Below are 18,049 nucleotides of genomic sequence, written 5' to 3'. Positions count from 1 at the left end.
CTCTACTCCTTCCACCAGCCCCGTGGGGCCTTGTACCTGAAGCCCAATCTCTGCAGCTTTGCGTTAACCGTCGGGTTGGAGTCATCGTGGAGAATCCAGAACGCTCCATTCTTGGATCGTCGATCGTCGAACTTAAGGTTATGCGCATAGATCACCTCATTCACCGCCACCATGGTTGGCGGTGGCCTCGGCGTTGCGGGAGCGTGCCGAGGCTCGGGCACGGTCGCTTCCGCAGCGGGTCGTAGGTATGCGTCAACACTACGCGAACTTCCCGCCGCCCCTATCTGAGGGCTCCATCCGATGCGCGGCAGGAGCCAGGCGTCGAAGTTGCCTTCCCAGTTCGCCATGTGAATCAATCTCGCGACACGGTTGCGTGCCTTGAGCGTATGGATAGCAACGTGCCGCCGCATGGAATCGAGATTGAGATCCTGGGCGTTGTAGATAAACGTCGCGTTGCCGGTGATACCGAACTCCACCACCATGAAGGAACCTATCTTCATGATGAAGGCGTTGTTGTAAGGCGAACCCTGGCCGTCGAGATAATGGAGGCGTCCCTCCATACGCTTGCGCATGTCCCTGAAATTGGAGGTGTTCGTGCTCCCTGCATGGGGACCGAGGGCAAACCACATGTCCTCAATCACGGGCTCGAATCGCAGCCAGTAGTTGAGGCGGCGCTGGTCGGCGGCACCGTCCTCCGACAGCAGGGCAAAGAAATCGGTGATCAGGCGGCGCTTGAGCCATCCGTCGACCATCTTCCTCGCCTCGTCGTTCTTAACGTGGGCGTCCCAAGCCGTACGTTTGAGCCAGGGATTGCCGATCTGCTCAACAGCGAGATCGCGCAAGTGTGGGTGCTCCGGCAGATCCTTTCCCTTGACGTAGCGAATCAGGATCAGCGCGATGCAGTCGACGGCGATACTTCTACTGAGTTGTACACCGCCTTTCCCATCAAGGAGATCGAGCAGCACATCCAGATACTCGCGAAATTTCTTGTCCGATTTTAGCTTGCAGACCTGCTGGGTATGCGAAGTGATCGCTTCCTGCCAGACCCAGGAACTGGTGGCCAGTCCGATGCTCTCGCTGGCGGCAACCAGTTCGCTGGCGTCCCCGTTCATCAGTTGTGGCGCGTATCGGTCACAAGGATTGTCGGCCAGCAGATTCCGATGCTCGCCCAAGGTGCGCAGCCAACTTGCCTGCGGCTCGACCGAGAGTGCGACACTCAGATGGTCGACAAGGAATTTTCTGAGGAGGAGCCAATTGCCAACGCCCGCTGCCGCTTCTTCATCGAGAATCGCATAGTTGAAGTAGCTGTGCATCAGGCCCTGGTAGCACTTCCTCAAGCGCCGCGGAAACTCATTCAAGTCCTTGATGGATCCGAGCAGGAGTTCAAAAAGCGCTTCATCTTCGATCAGGCTCCACCCGTCGCGGCCGACGCGCTGCGAGACGCCGAAGCAGGCGTATTTGAGATCGATGAAGTTCGTCAGCGAGCGTGTATTGCGGAATGCGAGAAGGGTCTTCGCGATCGAGCGCGGATCCGTACTAACGCTCGACGAGTCGAACTGCGCTTTGACGGCCTGGAGCGCCTGCGTCATCAGCACCGGTGCGCCCCATTCCGGTGAACGCAGGCTGTCGCCGAAGGAGCTCTGAACTTGCTGCCGCAGTTGATCGAGATGAGGGCTCATCGATCGATCGGGCAGCGAGGGTCGTGGGCAAGCGGCAAATCGCGTGCGACAGGTCGACGTTCGCCAATGTCCAGGAATTCGAGTTTGAGTTCAATTCGCCGGCTCTCGTCCAGGCTCTCCTTGAGGGAGTTGAACGACGACCCACCCACCAGAAACAGTTCCCTGATCAGCAGGCGATCCTCTTGCGAGAGCGGTGCCTCACCCGCGTCGGGAGCTGCCAGCAGGACGCACAGGACGCGTTCAGACCGCTGCAGACTCAAATTCAGGTTATGCAGGTAGGTTCCGCGCTCGTCGGCGAAGCCTTCCACGATCGCTCGTTTGATCCACTTCTGCCCCAGAGGGTCGCGCGCGACATCGAGCAGCTTCGGGATCACCGCACGCAGGAGGTGCGCCTGATCCTTTGTAAGCTTGTGGCTGTTGGTATCGAAGTGCGCACGATCGCCAAAATCCACCGTACGTCCACGCAACGTGATGCCGGGAAAATCCCTGGTGGCCTCGCGGATTCTGGCAAGAAGTTCCTCGATTTCCCGGTCGCGTTCCGTCTTCTCTCTCTCGGCTTCCGAGATCTCGTTGGTGACTGCCAGCAGAGCCACGGTCATCGCCACGAGGAACAGCACCATCAGCGCCGACATCAGGTCGGAGAAGGAAATCCAGAAGGGCCTCTCGCCGTCTTCCCGCGCTCTGCGGTGTTGGGCCGTCTTCATCCCGAGCATGGTGCATTACCTCCGGGTTGTCGCCGCATCGAGGGTGTTGCCGAGATCCTGAATGGCTCCCTTGAGCAGGTTCACCGCCTCGGCAAGCTCCTTGTGAAAATCGGCGTTGCCCTTGCGCAGCGTTCTCTCGACGCTCTCGGCGAACGCCTTGTGCGCCTCGGCGAGAACTTCGGTGACCCCCTGGAGGTATTCCTCGGCGTCTTTCTGTGCTGCGCTGAGCGTGCCTGCAGCGGAGCTCAGGCGGTTGACCAGTTCGGACGTCAGCGAAGCTTCCTTGCGCGCATTCTCGATCGTGGACTTCAGATTCTCGACGATCGTGGCGAAGGTATCGCGCGTCACGCGGTAGTCATTGATCACCTGCATCGACGCCTGCGTCGCGCCGTTGAGCGCGTTGGCCGCCAGATTGAGTTTGTTGGTGCTGCCCGAGATCCGGTCGGACACGTCCGACAGCCCGTCGACCGTGCGCGAGAAGCTTACGACCGCCACCTGCAGCGTTTCCGCCCCCTTGTTCATGCGCTCCAGGCTGTCCCGCGTCGTGTCCGCCAACTGCGCAGTCGCGCCGCGCATCTCCTGGGTGGCGGCACGGACGGCGCCGCTCAGCTCGCCGACCTGGGCGGCCATCTGTGTCACTGTCGCTTCCGTGTGCATGGCGAACTCGGCCTGTTGTGTCGCGTGCGTCTCGGCTGCCTGCTTCCCCTGCTCCTGGAGCGACCCGATCATGCCCGCCAGCGCCTCGCCCAAGCGGAGCTGTTGTGCCTGCTGACCTTCGGCGGCGTCGCGCGACTGGGTGTCGAGCTGCGCAACCACCGCGGCAACCTTTTCGCCCATTTCGGCGAGCAGGCTCTGCATGCGCTCGGAGGTTTCTGACTGCGAGCAGCTGACGGCTGACCGGATCTCCTCGGCAAATTCGCTCATCCTGGCGTTCATCGCCTCCTGTCGCGCCTCGGCCGTTTGGATCACCTGCTCCAGTCGCTCGGCCATCGCGTCGGCGGCGCCACGTCCCGCATTCTGCAGGTTTGCCGCCAACTCGTCGAACTTTCCGGCTGCGCCCTGGATGGTCAGGGCGGTCTGCTGCAAGGCCTCGTTCATCCCCTTCATCTGGCCACCAAACATGTCCTGCATCTGACTGCTGAAACTCGACAGCACGTCGGTCAGGAGCTGGCTCACGGCATCCCCCTGATTGCCCGAGACACGCTCGACGGCTTGTGAAATGCGCTCGATCGGTTCCTTCAAGCTGTCCGAAAAGGTCTGCACGAGCGTCTCGGACAGGTGCTGATTGTTGTGGGCGGCGGCCTCGATCTGCTGGCGTGTGAGTTCGGACAGCACCTCCTTGAGATCGGTAACCAGCGAATCCTTGATCTGCGCCGCCTGCGTCGCCGAGGTCTCGGAGGCCTGCACCAGACGCGCCAGATACTCTTCACCGGCGCCGGCATCGAACTGGCTGTCGATGAGGCTGCACAGGGTTTCCACCTCGCGATAGCGCCGCGTCACCACCGACTTTTCGATCCAGATGAAGAGCATCGCCAGGGCGATCGCGCTCGCCGAGACGATGAAGGCGTGGCCGACGTTCTGGATCAGGCCGGCCAGACTTCGGCGGACCTGGTCGGCATCCGTCGACACTTCGAAGTCGATCAGTCCGAGAATCAGTCCGGAGAAGGTACCGATGATGCCGATGCCGGTCAGAATGCCCGGCAAGTGCTTGTAGAACTCAGTCTTGAGCGGCGTATCGACGAGTGCATGTTCGGTGAAGAAGGATTCCGCCATCGCCGTCGCCCGCCAGCGCACGACATCCTCCTGCCCGACTTCATTGGTCCGGGTTTGCGGGTGCAGGGTTTCGGTGTACTCGTTCCAGCAGTGCAGCAAGCGTTCGCTGCCCATCGCTTCCTGGGCGATGCGATCAAGGTCGGTCAGGTGTGTGCCAATCTCCGGCTTCAGGCCTCGGAGTGTCGCGATGGCTGCCTTCTGCTGACGCCCGAGCTTGAGACCCGGCAAGATGAAATTGAAGACAAAACCGAGTGCGATCAGGCCAAGGACGGTGGAGATGAGGGCGATGTGCCAGTACTGGGGCAGAAGGCTCACTTGTAACGACTCCCAGATAATTATTGTTGGTGTTCAGTGGCAAGAGCCGGGGGAAAGCAGCCGCGGCTAGGTGGCGCTGGTAAGCTTCCTTGTTCGTGTTCGCCTGGATGGGCCGGTGGCGGCGCGTTCGGCACGAATCCGTTCGAGCAGGACACTTGCGGGTTCATCGTTGGGGTCTTGAGGGACGAGTTCGCCGTGGAAGGCTCTTTCGAGTATTTGGCGGTCCGCAAGGGCCCGTTTTTTTTCAATTTCCCTGAATTGTGACCGAATGCTCTCAAGCCGTTCTCGCACGCTGATTGCGATTTCAGCGATAGCCTCTTGTTCTACTAGCGGAGGTACCGGAACAAGTACCTGCTCGATTCTGAACAACGCAAGCTTCGGCTGAGTCGTGGAGATTGTCAGGTCACGAATCTGTTCCTGCGCAACGTCCGACGCCAAGAAGGTCCACAAGTAGTCTGGTGAAACCGACCTCGCCAAGACGATCTTCGCCGCGTTCTCCGTCAGGTTCGCGCCATCGATTTGTCTCGGAATTCTCCCTACCAACCCAATGGACCCAGCAATCGAAATGTATACGTCGTCAGCCGAAATGACGTAATTTGATAGCGCGTTCGCTGTGTTGCTAGGAAGGTATTTGAGTTGCTCGGTCTTGATCGAACCTCCGTGCATATCGGTAACGCGGACATACGGACTGTCTGTTTTCTGATCGGCATAATCGTGGCCTGCCGGCAGTCGCTTTCCACCTTTCACGAAACCGAAATCACCAATCCTCATCCAGCACCACCCCTTCGGCAATTCCGCTAGTGCATCGGTATCCGCCGGCTCCGGCTCGACGTATTCCGCTCTCTTCGGATCTCTCCCCTTGGCGATTAGGTCAGCTTCCCACTTGGCTCGTCGTTCAGTGCGAAGCTGTTCGACGCGTTTGCTGGCGGGTTCAACGTCCGGGTGCTGCGCGCGCCATTCGCGCGTCAAATCCCCGCGAAAGGCGGCGTTCAGGATGGATTTTTGCAAGTTGGCCAGCAGGCGTGGCACGCGGTCGAGTTTGTCGCGAATTGTGCGACTTTTCTCGAACAGCACGTCGAGCTTGGCGGCAATGCGGCGCTGTTCGTTGAGAGGGGGAAGGGGAATTGCTGCTGTTTCCATGAAAGCTTTGGGAACACGTGCCTGCCCAACGGCTCCAGTCATGGCTCTGCGTGCCAATCTGCGAAACGAGACCTGTCGCAAAAAACGGTAGAGATAACCCGGGTCGATGACTCCCGTAGAGCGGAAAACAAAAAATTCCGTAGAGCCAAAGGCAATGCCGCCCTCGAGTTCTCCCGCCACGGCACAGTTGCCGTTTTCCATGCACGGAGTGATCTTTGCGAACAGGACATCGTTATCCGAGAAATGGGTGTAACCTTTTTTTTTGACGTGGGCGTAGAGACGAGCTTCGCGCACCGTGATTCGACCATCAACGCGGTCAATAGCACTCATTGGTACAAACGACACGGACGCGTTGTCGGAGATATTGAGCAAGTGCTTTGGATTGATGTCGCAAAGTTGGCCAAGTGGCTCAGTCGTCCAAGCAGCAGGAATGTCACTCATACATTCAGCCCTATTTTTGCTGGCAGAAGCGTCTCAAGTTCTTCCAACTCCCCCATCGCCTCTTCAAACAAGTTGCGAATCTCGGCCAGTAATTCCTCCGGCTCCGGCAAATCTTCGGTGTGGTCGGCGTTTTCGTCCTTGAGCCACGAGATGTCGAGGCTGTCGCGACGCGCCGCGATCTCTTCGCGCGGGAAACGACGGAGGCGGCCGGTCTGACCCTGATCTGTACGTGGACTGCCCCCATGGGCATCGCCGCCGTAGGCCGCGACAAACGGCTGCAGGTGATCGACGGTAAACGGCGTGCGCTTGCCGAACTTGGGCATGTTGCTGCGCAGGTCGTAAAACCAGACCGCCTGCGTGTTGCCGGTGTCCCTGGTCTTGCCCTTGGTGAAGAACAAGACGTTGGTCTTTACCCCTTGCGCGTAGAAGATGCCGATCGGCAGGCGCAGGACGGTGTGCAGATTGCATTTGTCCATCAGGTCGGCGCGGACCTGCCGGCCGACTCCCTCCTCGAAGAGCACGTTGTCGGGCAGCACCACCGCGGCCCGACCACCGGGCTTGAGGCTGCGGTAGATGTGCTGCAGGAAGGCAAGCTGCTTGTTGCTGGTGGGATAGGTGAAGTCGTCGCGCGTTGGCAGGCCGCCCCCCTTCTTGGTGCCGAAGGGTGGATTGGTGAGGATCACGTCGGCCTTTGGCAAGCGCAGTCCTTCCGCGGACAGCGTGCTACCGAGCCAGACCGGGCCGGCGGCGCCGCCTTCGATGTCGTGCAGCATGCAGTTCATCAGCGCCAGGCGCTGCGCGTCGGCGACCAGTTCCATACCGACCAGCGCCCACCTCTTCTGAAAAGTCTGTTGCGCGCTGTCGAGGTCGAAGAGCTCGTCGGTATGGTCCTTGATATAGCGGTCGGCGACGATCAGGAAGCCGCCGGTGCCCGCGGCGGGATCCTGGATCAGCTCGCCGGCCTGCGGCTTGATCACTTGCACCATCGCCTTGATCAATGCGCGTGGGGTGAAGTACTGGCCGGCACCGCTCTTGAGTTCGCCGGCGTTCTTTTCGAGCAGCCCCTCGTAGAGATCGCCGAGGCCGTCCTGGCGCGCCGAATACCAGTCGAGGCCGTCGATGTCGGCGATCAGTTGCGCAAGGTGGCGCGGTTCCTTGATGCTGGTGCCGGCGTTGGCGTAGATGGCTGCGACCAGCGGGTCGGGCGCCACGCCGAGTTCGATCAGCAGTTCGCGATAGAAGACATGTTGCGCGACGCCGTTCCTGCTCTTGACATCGGCCCAGCGCCTGCCTGCGGGGAGGCGGTGCTCGGTGGCGGTCTCCTGCGCCATTTTGAGGAAGAGCAGGAGCGTCAGTTCGGTGACGTACTGGTGATAGGTGATGCCGTCATCGCGAAGGATGTCGCATAGGCTCCAGAGCTTCTGGACGATATTCTGGGTGTTCAAGCGTGGGGCCTCAATCTGTCGGGGAAGGATCAGGTGGCGCTGCCGTGAAGTTGCGCCCGGTAGCCGTGCTGCAGGGCTTTGACGGTGCTGGCCGGGGTCAGGATGACGAACGGCCCACTGACCGTGCTCATCGCCTGGGCTCGGCCATAGCCGGCGAACGACCAGGGATGAAGCTTGGCGCTACGCAGCAGATAGCAGGTGCCGGTGCCTTTGTGCTTGACGATCACGCCATCGGGCAGATCCGCGAGCGACGCGGTCTCGAGACGCTGGCTGGCGGCGCGATCCAGCTTCATCTGCTTGTCGACTTCTGCGGCCAGGACCTTGGCACCGTTGCGATTGCCCACGCCCCAGGCGGCGAAGAAGGCATCGTAGCGATCGCGCCGACAGGTGGCGCAGGGGCGGTGTCCGGCGGCCAGGGCGGTTGCCTCGTCGAGGAAAAAGAGTTCGGTGTATTTGCGGGGACTCATCACTGGGCGCTTGCGGTTCTTGAACGTGAGCAGGCAGGTGACCCAGGCATCGCGCTTCGAACGCGAAACGATCTGGCGAGCGTCGTCGTGCAGGCAACCGCGGTTGCCCATTAGCGTGCCGCGTGCCGGGGAAGTACAGATTTCGCCTTCGGGGTTGATGCGGTTCTGCAGGGGCATGGCCGTCTCCAGTTGAGCGGGGTGATCAGGCGGCGTCGTCCCAGACCGCGTTCTCGAACTCGTCGAGTACCGTCTGGGCCTGGCCGTCGAAGATGTACTGCAGGCGCTTGAATCCGCCCTCGTTCCTGAACGCAGGCTGCTCGAAGGTTTCGGCGTCGAGGACGAGGTCGTTCTTCACCGACTTGGCGATCCGTTCCAGCCACTTCGTTTGCGGTAGCGGCCAGTTGCGGCTGGCGAGAATCTTCTTCAGTGCCCGATCGACGCGCGCCTCGAAGGGGATCAGCGGCGACCCCAGGGCCATCTGGCGCACATAGCCGATGATGCTGGCGGCGATGTCCTCGTTCTTTGCCTCACGCCAGGCGGTGCGGACGGCAGCCTCGTTGAACTCGTGTTCGGCCAAGGCCAGCTTGAGCTGCTTGAGATGTTCGCGCGTCAGCTCCATCGGGCGGGTGACCGCAATCTTGAGCGCCGCAATCTTGTTGCTGTTGTCGGCAATGAACTGGCGGAAGGCATCGAGATAGTCTTCCGGCTTCCTGGCCTTTCCGTAACCGGATTCGACGCTGACCAGTTCGTCGTCGTGCGTCGAAATGACCTGACCAAAGCCGCCACTGCCGCCAAGCTGCAGACCTTGCAGCAGCTTGATGAGTTGCGGCGTCGCCTTGATCAGGGCAGTGATCTCGGCGGTGTCGGCCTTCTTCAGCGCTTCCGGCCAGTCTTTCAGCGAGACGCCGGCGATCGGTTCGAGCAGGTCGAGCGCGTCCTTGAGCTCGGGGCGGTCCTTGAGGTGCTTGAGCGCCCGGCGAAGCAGGCCGCGGATGCGAACGACGATCTGGTCCTTGACGTCGTCGGCGTGGCTGCGGTCTTCGCTGCTGCCAGGCGTCTGGTGCGATTTCTCGTCCGTGATTTCATCGAACAGTTGCGCCAGCGGAATACTGACCGACTGAACAACCGGTTTCATCGTGTTCACCGGATCGAGCGCTGTATAGAGGTCGACCGCGTCGAAGATACGGAACACCTCCTTCTCGATCTCCGGACACAGCCGCGTCGCCCGGCCGAGCATTTGCTCGTAGAGGATGCGGCTACGCACACGGCGCAGAAAAACGAGGTTAGCGATCTTCGGCACATCGATGCCGGTGGTGAGCAGATCGACGGTCACTGCGATGCAGGGAAGGCGTTCGTTCTTGTAACGCAGGATGGCCTTGTTCGGTTTGTCGGTCCGGCCGGTGATCTTCATCACCGTTTTGTCGTCGAGCACTCCCCAGACCTTCTCCAGCGCTTCCTTCAGCAGCTTCACGACCAGATCGGCGTGATGGTCGTTGGCGCAGAAGATCAAGGTTTTCTGTTCGCCAGTGGGGTCGATCTGCTTGGCCAGTTCGTCGCAGACGACGCGGTTGAAGGCGGGCGTGATGACCAGACGGTTGAAGGCGTCGATTTCGAAATCAAGTTCGTCGGGCAGAGTGGCGGTGTCCACCGTGCCGGTCGCGGTCTTGACGACCTGAACCTGTTCGCCCTTGTCGAAGTGGATGCCTTGTTTGGCAAGCAGGGTGATGAGACGGACTGGCGGTTCGTGGTCTACCAGCCAGCCATCGATCACCGCTTCGCGGTAGCTGTAGGTGTAGACCGGACGACCGAAGATGTCGACCGTGTGCTGGGCGGGCGTTGCGGTCAGCGCGACCTTCACGGCGTCGAAGTGATCGAGCACCCGCCGGTAAGACGAGATGTAGTCGGCTTCCGATCGGATTTCCAGCTCGCCCTCGCCCATTTCGCGGTCGAGGATGTAGCCGCGATGCGCCTCGTCGACGACGATGAAGTCGTAGCGGTCAATCGGAATGTCGCCAGCGTCACCGAAAATCCGCCTCACCATGCCTTGTACGGTGGCCACATGGACCTTGGTGGCGGTGTCGGGCGTGATGTCGCCAAGTTCCTTGACGTCGTAGATCTCGGTGAACACCTGATTCTGCTCCAGGCGCATGTCCTTGAAGGCGTTCTGTGCCTGTTCGCCGAGCGAGGTACGGTCGACAAGGAAAAGGATGCGGCTGAAGCGTTTGGACTTCAGCAACCGGTAGATCAGCCCGATGACGGTCCGTGTCTTGCCTGTGCCCGTCGCCATGGCGACCAGGCATTCACGCTGGCCATCGGCGATGCTCGCTTCGATGGTCTGCACGGCGCGCACCTGGTAGTCGCGCAACGGCAAGTACGAGAACGGTTCCGCCTGGAGTTTCTGTTCCGATCGAGTGGTATCGGCTTCAAGGAGCTTTATCAGCGCGTCAGGGGAATGCCAGCCGAGCAAGGCCCGGGCATGATGGCTTGCCTGCCGAACATCGCGGAACCAGATGCCGCTCTTGGTCTGGAGCTGCTGAAGAAACGGGCGGCCGTTCGTCGCATAAACGAAGGGAATCCGGTAGTAGTGCTGCGTGCCGTCCTGGTCCTGGCCGTGGAACCAGCCGGGGAAGGGCGGCGCCACACCGAGTGGTTGCGGCAAGGTCTCATCGGCCTGGATCTGGTAGTGCTCACTGTAGCGCTCCGCCTGAGCGATGACCCCGGAGACATCGGAGCCGTACTTCTTCGCTTCGACGATGGCCAGAGGGGTCAGGCCGTTGAAGAGTACGTAATCCGCAGGCCCCTCGGCTGTCGGCCACTCGGCGATGGCCTGGTCTTTGCCGGCGTCCGCCCGCGTCCCCTTGGCGAATCTCAGGGTTTCGCTGTCTGCCAGCCATCCGGCAGCAATGAGCTGGGCGTCGATAATCGCGCGCGTTTCCGCCTCATCAAGCGCGATCGCCTGTGACGCACCCGCGATCGCCGCCGCGATGGTTGACGATTCGGCAGAGCTGCGCTGCGTTGCCTGCGCCTGGATCGCCGCCAGCTTGGCTTCGAAGTCCCTGGTGAGGCCCAGACGTTCCTGCTCCTCTTCCTGTGCCAGCTGCTCCCACAGCGCCTTCTCTTCGGCATTCGCGTGCGCCCTCGATTCGGCATCGACACGCCGTTGTCGCTCCGCTTCCGCCACGTCATAGGCCGCGCGCGCTTCGGCCACTTTCAGATTCAGCGCCGATGACAGTTCCACCAGTCTGGCCTGAAGGTCGACAGCGACAGGTTCCTGAAAGGCACCTGCCTTGAATGACCTTTGCTCGACCGTACCGAAGCTGCGGTGAAACCACAGCGCCAGTTCGCGAGCGATCTTCAGCGCTGATTTGGCCTGCGCCGGTGTCGTTTCGAACTGGTGCGCCGCAAGGTTGCCCTCCTTGCGCAGGAAGTGCAGCAGATCAGCGACGTTGCGGTCGATGAGGCGCCGAATCTGCAAGGTCTTGAGTAGTTCGGCCTGCGACTGCTCCGCGTACGCGGTGATGTTGAACACCGCCGCCAGATGCTTGACCACGGCCTCTCCGAACTGCCTGAGCTTGATGACCGTCGTGTTCGGATCGTCATGGTAGTTGCGCTCGGCTCCGACGCAGAGGCGCAGGAGCAAAGGATCGTGATCCGACAGGAAGCCAAAGTTGCCGATTGGAGCGGCTGATCTGGGAGGCAATGTGAACTGACGAAGGAATGAGGGTTGAATAGAGGAAGTATGCTGTTTTGATGTTTATTAGTCCACTCGCGGCACAGCGCGCCTCCTCACCGCGGTCAGGCCAGTGGGGCGGTGTTTGGTCGTTCACGCCACAGAACCTCTTGCTCGATTACCTGGGCAAATCGCGAGGCGGAGAAGCCATCGGGATACAGGGTGTCGAAAGACTCATCCTCGGCGAGAAACCCGGCTTCGTCCCTCAGCACGATCAGCACCTCGGTCATGCTGACTTTTAGGTGCCCGGAAAATCTCTGCCGGTCAAAGTCGATCGAGGTGTCGACGATCCATGAGTGCACCTGATCGGCCGACGGGATTACCTCAAGCTGAAGCGAGTCCCGCAGAATACCCTCCCCAGGGAGAACATCGACCAGCGCGGCGAGTTTCCGCGCCAGTTGCCGCCCAGCTTTGCGTAGCGTGTTGGTCCGATGAAGCCACGCCGCTTCCAGGGTCTGGCGCACATATCCGGACTTTATCTCGAAGACGAAGAGGTGACCGTCACGCGAGGCAAGAAGATCGACTTCGCCGGCCGGTTCGCCTTCACCATCTGGTGGCTCGTAGCCGACGAGCGTACGGAATCCCCGCTGCTGCATCTGCTCGGCGAGTCGCTCTTCGATGCGCTTGGTTTCCTTCGCAACGCTGGGGCGGACGGAACGGACCCGCCGCAAGTTGTTGACCAGGGCCGTCGCGTTGTTCTGCGTGGTGAGAACCCAAGGCAGGGTGAAGACGTAATCACCAAGCTTCAAGAAAGGTTGCTCGGCGAAGTTCCCTTTCAGTTGCTTCCCCGACTGGTGAATGTGATCTCTAACCGCCTTGAGGTCGTTGCCGAAGAATGCAAGCAGGGCAGCGGCGGCTTCCTCGCTTCCGGACGGGCTGGCCTCGCTAACCGTGAACTGTCGGAGTATCTGCAGTTTTTCGGCGGTCCGGGCAAAAAGCACCGGGTAGCGCTGTTGGCCGCCGTCGCGCATTCCGGACTCGATAACCTCGACCAGCGCGGACGCCCAGTCTCCGTGCCGCCGCATTGCTTCCAAGAACGGTGCCAGCAAGGTGTCCTCAAAGTTCGCCTTGGCAAGTTCGAGCGCCAGGCAGGCACGCTGAAGGTTCACCGTGACCCCATTGCCAACGTCTATCTCCTCGTCGACCCCAAACAAATCATGCAGCATTAGCATGTCCGCCAGGATCCTTATGGAGGGCTTCAGGTGTCCCTCCTGAGCCATCCGCGTGAGGTGTTCTTCGTCATCGCCAGCGCTTTCATCCAACCCCGCCAGACTGCGCAGCTGCCAGTACTGATGCAACTCGTGTCCTCGCAGGCAGCTTCTCATCCACGGTTCAAAGTGGGCGACGAGCTCGATGGAAAGGTCACAAGACGCTTGTCCAGAGACTGCGCCATCGAAACAGAAGCTGCCGATCTCCGTATGACGACAATGATCGAGGCGAATCTGGGCATCGATGAATCCTTCGAAACGCTTGAGCACGGCGGCGCTCGTTCCACCATCGAAATGCCGCGCAAGGAGTAGGGGGTACATCCGCTTGCGGAAACAGACGCGAATGCTCTCCTCGGAAATATCGAGTTCGTCCTTACCACAGTGCCCAAGCCGGCGAGCCAGCAAGCGACCGACTGCTTCCGTAAACATCGTATAGCGGAACCCTGGAAGCGGGATCAGCGCGTTGGGCGGCTGGAGATCAAACAACAGGGGTAGTTCAGTCTTAAAGGCGGAGATGCTGGCATAGACCAGGAGGTCGAGGATCGACAGGTCGGAAAGTTGACCATAGGCAGCGTCCGCTTGTTGTCGGCGTTGCTCGTACCGACGCCACATCTCCCGGCATTCCTTGATGAAGTTCTTGTAGCCGCGGCCATGTTGACTGATCAGACCCTGCAGATCTCTCCACCTCCCGGATTCCGGGGAGAGGAAGACCCTTGAATAGCGTAGTGCTCGCTTGCAGGCATCGGGGGCCACCGCAAGAGCTCGCGGGATCTCCGAAAACCGCTGCTCCCCGTCCCGTCCGAGATACTTCGCGAAAGCCAGGACAAAGCATTCGCTACGAAACACCTCGTCCGGGCAGTTCTGCCAAAAAACGCTTGACCAGAAGGCTGCGTCGATTTCGACCGGTGACGTTTTCGCGCCGGATTTACCGTCAAGATAGCGATGGATCACCGTGATCGCGGCTTGCGCTGGGAAGGCTCCTTGACCGGTTAGCTTGTGAAACCAAGTGTCGTAGAGAGAAGGGAGCTCTGCCATGGTCAGTAGTCTATTGCAGGGAGCCCCCTTGCGGCACCTGTTCACGTTCGCACCTTGCGTTGCGAATGCGCCCACCACAGAAGACGCTTGCACTGCTATCTGGCCTGCAAGGGAGGCGACACCAACGCTGAGCGAAGCTGCGTCTGCCGGACACTCCCCGCATCACGATTGGCAAAGGCGACACGACGCGCAATCGGCGCTAGTCTCGGGAGCCGGCGATCGTGGACAGCGCGTGTCGGCGGCGCTGGCCTTGTACGACGGCGCTCGCGCTGACCAGACCGCCAGCCGCCACCTGTGGCGGCCATCATTATGCCGTAGTGGTTACGAAGCCGGCGACGTAGAGCGACGCCGCCGCACTCGCTGTAGGCGTAGCGCGGACGCTACAGTCGACTTCGCCGAGATTGTCGCGGCACTGAACACTACTGGGGAAGGAAAGACTTTCGAGAAGGGCGAGTGGCGTAGCGCCACTCAAGCCATTTAGACGGCCGGACCCTGGATGCGCAGCATCCTGTTGATTCCTGACTGAAAGAGCCTGGTGACGTTCTGTACGGCGAGCAGGTGCATGCTCGACATGCGGCTCTGGTGGCGCCACAGCCAGAAGACACAGTTCACGCTGGGCGTCTCGCGCACCAGAACGGAATTCCCCTCGGCTTCGGAAAGATCAATAAAACGTTCCACGGCCAGGCGGTAGTAATCCGAACTGTCGCAGCGGCCGGTCATTTCCTCGGCTTCTCCGGCGGCGCGGCGCCACAGTTTGAGCGCGAGAACCTCGCTGATACCCGTCTTGTGGGCGACCCACGGTAGGATTTTTGGTGCTTTCATGGTCTTGCTCCTGAGAATCTGGGGATGCCAGGCGCTGTCAGCTTGTGACCGAAACCTTATGAGATCGGCCATGTTGCAACGCAGCATCATTATAAAGCAATTCCCCCAGCAGAAAGTTGAGGGTTTCTTCTAAATGTCTCTCTCAAGCCATCGGATGAAGCTCCCGTTGTGGTCCGAATCCAACACAGTTGATGCAAAGCGGGGCAGACTTCCCCGTGCAAGGCGATGCGGGCAAGCAGGCTTTTTCTACCGCACCGCAACATCCGCTGCTCTTTGATTCGATTCCAGCTTAGCAGCGCCGCCGCCGCGTCAATGCGCATAAGTGCACATCACGGCAGAATGTGCCGGGATCTTGAGCGCTCCGGCCTTGCCCGCAGCACCAGCAACTCATCCCAGCTTCCTCCCAGATTTCTCCCCGGCGCTTACCAGATCGCTTTTCAGAATGGCTTCCACGGCTGGCGAACAAGGCCAGCACTCATCCGAGGAGAACAAAATGGAAACCCCGGCAACAAGAATCAGCCACCTCAAGGCGCTTGTCCTGAACGCCGACGGCCACGCCTTCGATACCCGGACGGGAAGAAGCTACCGCCTCAATCCGCCCGCCCAGGTCACCCTGCTGATGATGCAGGACGGCAAGTCGCGGCCGGCGATCATCGCCGCACTGGTCGCTCTTTGCGAGCAGCCGAGCGCCGTCGTCGAAAGCGGTGTCGATGGCTTTTACAAGCAGATGGCGAGCTACCTATCATGAGCCACCCCGCCGAGCAGCAGCACTGGCTGGGCTGGAATGTGGCCATCACCGGCATCAACGCCCGCCCCGACAGTCCCGGCCCGGGCTGTGCGGTCGCCCGCTGCCTGCGCCACACGGCCGGCTTTCGCGGCCGCATCGTCGGCCTCGCCTACGCGACGCTCGATGCCGGGCTCTACCTGCGCGAAAGCTGCGACAGCGGGCATCTGCTGCCCTACCCGGCAAGCGGCTCGACGGCCTTGCTCGAACGACTCGACGAAGTGCTGTGCCGGGATCGCATCGACGCCCTGCTGCCCTGCCTCGACGCCGAACTTCCCAACTTCATGGCCATCGAAGAGCCGCTCAAGCAGCGCGGCATCCGCCTCCTGCTGCCCCAGCGGGCGCAACTTCGCCGCCGCGACAAGGACCGCCTGCCCGCTCTTTGTGCCGACGCCGGTGTCGCCACGCCGGCCGTTCGTCGCCTCACCGACGAACGCTTCTTCGACCATTGCGGGGCCGATGGATGGCCTTTTCCGCTGCTGATCAAGAGCGTTTTCTACGACGCCTGGATTGTTCATTCAGCGCCCGAAGCCCGCCAGCGCTACCGGCAGGTCGTCGCCACCTGGGGCTACCCGGTGCTGATCCAGAAATATGTCCACGGCGACGAGGTCAATCTCACCGCCCTGGGCGACGGCAGCGGCGCAATGATCGGCGAAGTGATGATCCGCAAGCAGGCGGTCACCGACAAAGGCAAGGCCTGGGCCGGCGTCGCCATCGACGATCCGGAACTGCAGGAGGCCGGGCGTCGCTTGTTCCACAGCCTCAAGTGGCGCGGTCCGCTCGAACTCGAAATGCTTCGCGAAGCCGCCGGCACTCTGCAGTTGATCGAAATCAATCCGCGCTTTCCGGCCTGGATCTATCTCAGCCACGGCGTTGGCCGCAACCTGCCGGCCGCTCTGCTCGCCTTGATGAATGGCGCACGGCCCGAACAGCTCGATCTGGCGCCGCCACGGCCGGGCACCAGCTTCATCCGTCACGCCCAGGAAACGATCGTCAGCCTCGATGAAATCGCCACCCTTGCGGCAAGCGGCAGCACCCTGCGTGCGTGTGCCCCCGCCAGCCTCGCCGCCTGAACCCGACAAGGAAAAAAGAATGCACAAGATGACCTGGGAAACGCCGCGCATGGCGCCCGTGGAACTGCAATCGCTGAACAGCTTCGGCCGCCGCCGCAGCCGTGCCGACAGCCAGTCGGAAATCGATGGCGTGCCGCTGGCGACGCTGGTCGAGCGCTACGGCTCGCCACTCTATGTCACTTCCGAGCAGCGCCTGCGCGCAAATATCCGGCGCATCCGCCAGGCTTTTACCGCGCGCTACGCGAAAGTGATCCACGGCTGGTCGTACAAGACCAACTACAACGGCGCGGTCTGCTCCATCCTCCACCAGGAAGGCTCCTGGGCCGAAGTGGTGTCGCGCTTCGAGTACGAGAAGGCACGCGCGCTTGGCGTGCCGGGAGAACACATCATCTTCAATGGCCCGAACAAGCAACGCCCGATTCTCGAACGGGCGACTGCCGAAGGCGCGTTGATCCACGTCGACCATGCTGACGAACTGGCGCTGATCGAAAGCATCGGCGAAGAACGCCGCAAGCGCGTGCCGGTGACGCTGCGCCTCAATTTCGAAACCGGTTACAGCGAATCCTGGAGCCGCTTCGGCTTCAATCTCGAAAGCGGCGCGGCCCGCGCCGCGATCAACCAGGTCAAGACGAGCGCGCATTTGCGCATGAACGGCCTGCATTGCCACATCGGCACTTTCATCCTCGATCCACGCGCCTACGCTGCGGCGGTAACGACGCTTTGCACGCTGGCCGAGGAGATCGAAGCCGACGGCACACGCCTGAGCTACCTCGATATTGGCGGCGGACTGCCGTCCGGCAATGCCCTGCAAGGCATCTACCTGCCGCCCGAGCAGGCCACGCCGGCTATCGAGGAATATGCCGAAGCCATCTGCAGTGCTTTCCTGGCAGGAACAAGCTACCGACTCGAGCGCGGTGAACAGCGCCCGACACTGATTTTCGAAAGTGGCCGCGCGGTCATCGACGACGCGCAGAGCCTGATTACCTCGGTGGTTGGTCGCAAGGAAACCGCCGACGGCCGCCCGGCCGCCATTCTCGACGCCGGCCTGAATGCCCTTTTTACCGCGCTGTGGTACGACCACCCGGTCAAGCTCGCTTCGCCAGCACGCGGCCAGCCGCGCGATACCGTGCTCTACGGACCGCTGTGCATGAACATCGACGTGCTACGGCACTCGGTGCAACTGCCGCCGCTGGCGGTTGGCGACCTGCTGCTGATCGCACCGGTCGGCGCCTACAACACCACCCAGTCGATGCAGTTCATCGAATACCGTCCGGCGGTGGTCCTGATCCACGGCGACCGTGAAGTCAGCCTCATCCGTGCAGCGGAAGATCTCGAGATCGTCTGCGCCGCGGAACGACTACCAGCGCATCTGGCGCAAACCGCCGCGGCAAGCGTCGCCCGCGTCGTTCCGCTGCGCATGACGGGAGGCTGAA

12 protein-coding genes are annotated in these 18,049 nt (G+C 61.2%); 3 read left to right on the top strand and 9 right to left on the bottom strand.

The window, feature by feature from the left end:
• Positions 1-2: 2 nt before the first annotated feature.
• The 9 genes from QZ648_RS13585 to QZ648_RS13545 form a co-directional block, all read right to left on the bottom strand.
• Positions 3-1,679 carry an EH signature domain-containing protein gene (locus tag QZ648_RS13585; RefSeq protein ID WP_291997398.1) on the bottom strand — a complete coding sequence of 559 codons (1,677 nt, stop codon included), beginning with the start codon at positions 1,677-1,679 and terminating at the stop codon, positions 3-5.
• Positions 1,676-2,392 (bottom strand): flagellar motor protein MotB, encoded by a 717-nt coding sequence (locus QZ648_RS13580; protein WP_291997397.1) that lies wholly within the window; start codon positions 2,390-2,392, stop codon positions 1,676-1,678. Before QZ648_RS13580 ends, QZ648_RS13585 begins: the two co-directional genes overlap by 4 nt.
• Before the next feature lie 6 nt (positions 2,393-2,398).
• On the bottom strand, positions 2,399-4,471 hold the full coding sequence (gene zorA / locus QZ648_RS13575; protein ID WP_291997396.1) for an anti-phage ZorAB system protein ZorA: 2,073 nt from the start codon (positions 4,469-4,471) through the stop codon (positions 2,399-2,401).
• Positions 4,472-4,537: 66 nt separating this feature from the next.
• Entirely contained in the window at positions 4,538-6,052 is a 1,515-nt protein-coding gene (locus QZ648_RS13570) for a restriction endonuclease subunit S (protein WP_291997395.1), read from the bottom strand.
• On the bottom strand, positions 6,049-7,497 hold the full coding sequence (locus QZ648_RS13565; protein WP_291997394.1) for an N-6 DNA methylase: 1,449 nt from the start codon (positions 7,495-7,497) through the stop codon (positions 6,049-6,051). Before QZ648_RS13565 ends, QZ648_RS13570 begins: the two co-directional genes overlap by 4 nt.
• 29 nt (positions 7,498-7,526) lie before the next feature.
• The gene (locus QZ648_RS13560; protein ID WP_291997393.1) at positions 7,527-8,141 is read right to left on the bottom strand and encodes a hypothetical protein; all 615 of its coding nucleotides are present in this window, start codon (positions 8,139-8,141) and stop codon (positions 7,527-7,529) included.
• Positions 8,142-8,166: 25 nt separating this feature from the next.
• The gene (gene hsdR / locus QZ648_RS13555; RefSeq protein WP_291997392.1) at positions 8,167-11,664 is read right to left on the bottom strand and encodes a type I restriction-modification system endonuclease; all 3,498 of its coding nucleotides are present in this window, start codon (positions 11,662-11,664) and stop codon (positions 8,167-8,169) included.
• Positions 11,665-11,759: 95 nt separating this feature from the next.
• Positions 11,760-13,937 carry a hypothetical protein gene (locus QZ648_RS13550; protein ID WP_291997391.1) on the bottom strand — a complete coding sequence of 726 codons (2,178 nt, stop codon included), beginning with the start codon at positions 13,935-13,937 and terminating at the stop codon, positions 11,760-11,762.
• Positions 13,938-14,414: 477 nt separating this feature from the next.
• The gene (locus QZ648_RS13545) at positions 14,415-14,759 is read right to left on the bottom strand and encodes a hypothetical protein (protein WP_291997390.1); all 345 of its coding nucleotides are present in this window, start codon (positions 14,757-14,759) and stop codon (positions 14,415-14,417) included.
• 493 nt (positions 14,760-15,252) lie between these two features.
• On the opposite strand from QZ648_RS13545, the gene QZ648_RS13540 reads away from it, so the two are divergent.
• From QZ648_RS13540 to QZ648_RS13530, 3 genes are read left to right on the top strand one after another with little or no spacing between them, the layout of a single operon-like run.
• Positions 15,253-15,507 carry a hypothetical protein gene (locus QZ648_RS13540; protein ID WP_291997389.1) on the top strand — a complete coding sequence of 85 codons (255 nt, stop codon included), beginning with the start codon at positions 15,253-15,255 and terminating at the stop codon, positions 15,505-15,507.
• Positions 15,504-16,616: an ATP-grasp domain-containing protein gene (locus QZ648_RS13535; RefSeq protein WP_291997388.1), complete on the top strand. Its 1,113-nt coding sequence runs from the start codon at positions 15,504-15,506 to the stop codon at positions 16,614-16,616. The genes QZ648_RS13540 and QZ648_RS13535 overlap by 4 nt, the downstream gene beginning before the upstream one ends.
• Positions 16,617-16,635: 19 nt before the next feature.
• Complete coding sequence (locus QZ648_RS13530) at positions 16,636-18,048, top strand: alanine racemase (RefSeq protein WP_291997387.1); 1,413 nt, start codon at positions 16,636-16,638, stop codon at positions 18,046-18,048.
• Position 18,049: the final 1 nt, after the last annotated feature.

Source organism: Candidatus Accumulibacter sp. ACC012 (assembly GCF_907163155.1).
Classification (GTDB): domain Bacteria; phylum Pseudomonadota; class Gammaproteobacteria; order Burkholderiales; family Rhodocyclaceae; genus Accumulibacter; species Accumulibacter delftensis.
Note: the sequence above shows the minus strand (reverse complement) of the source record. Positions and strands in the feature narration are given on the sequence as shown.

Coding starts and splice junctions, on each gene's coding strand:
- QZ648_RS13585 (WP_291997398.1), bottom strand. CDS start 1,679: ATGAGCCCTCATCTCGATCAACTGCGGCAGCAAGTTCAGAGCTCCTTC.
- QZ648_RS13580 (WP_291997397.1), bottom strand. CDS start 2,392: ATGCTCGGGATGAAGACGGCCCAACACCGCAGAGCGCGGGAAGACGGC.
- QZ648_RS13570 (WP_291997395.1), bottom strand. CDS start 6,052: ATGAGTGACATTCCTGCTGCTTGGACGACTGAGCCACTTGGCCAACTT.
- QZ648_RS13560 (WP_291997393.1), bottom strand. CDS start 8,141: ATGCCCCTGCAGAACCGCATCAACCCCGAAGGCGAAATCTGTACTTCC.
- QZ648_RS13550 (WP_291997391.1), bottom strand. CDS start 13,937: ATGGCAGAGCTCCCTTCTCTCTACGACACTTGGTTTCACAAGCTAACC.
- QZ648_RS13545 (WP_291997390.1), bottom strand. CDS start 14,759: ATGAAAGCACCAAAAATCCTACCGTGGGTCGCCCACAAGACGGGTATC.
- QZ648_RS13540 (WP_291997389.1), top strand. CDS start 15,253: ATGGAAACCCCGGCAACAAGAATCAGCCACCTCAAGGCGCTTGTCCTG.
- QZ648_RS13535 (WP_291997388.1), top strand. CDS start 15,504: ATGAGCCACCCCGCCGAGCAGCAGCACTGGCTGGGCTGGAATGTGGCC.
- QZ648_RS13530 (WP_291997387.1), top strand. CDS start 16,636: ATGCACAAGATGACCTGGGAAACGCCGCGCATGGCGCCCGTGGAACTG.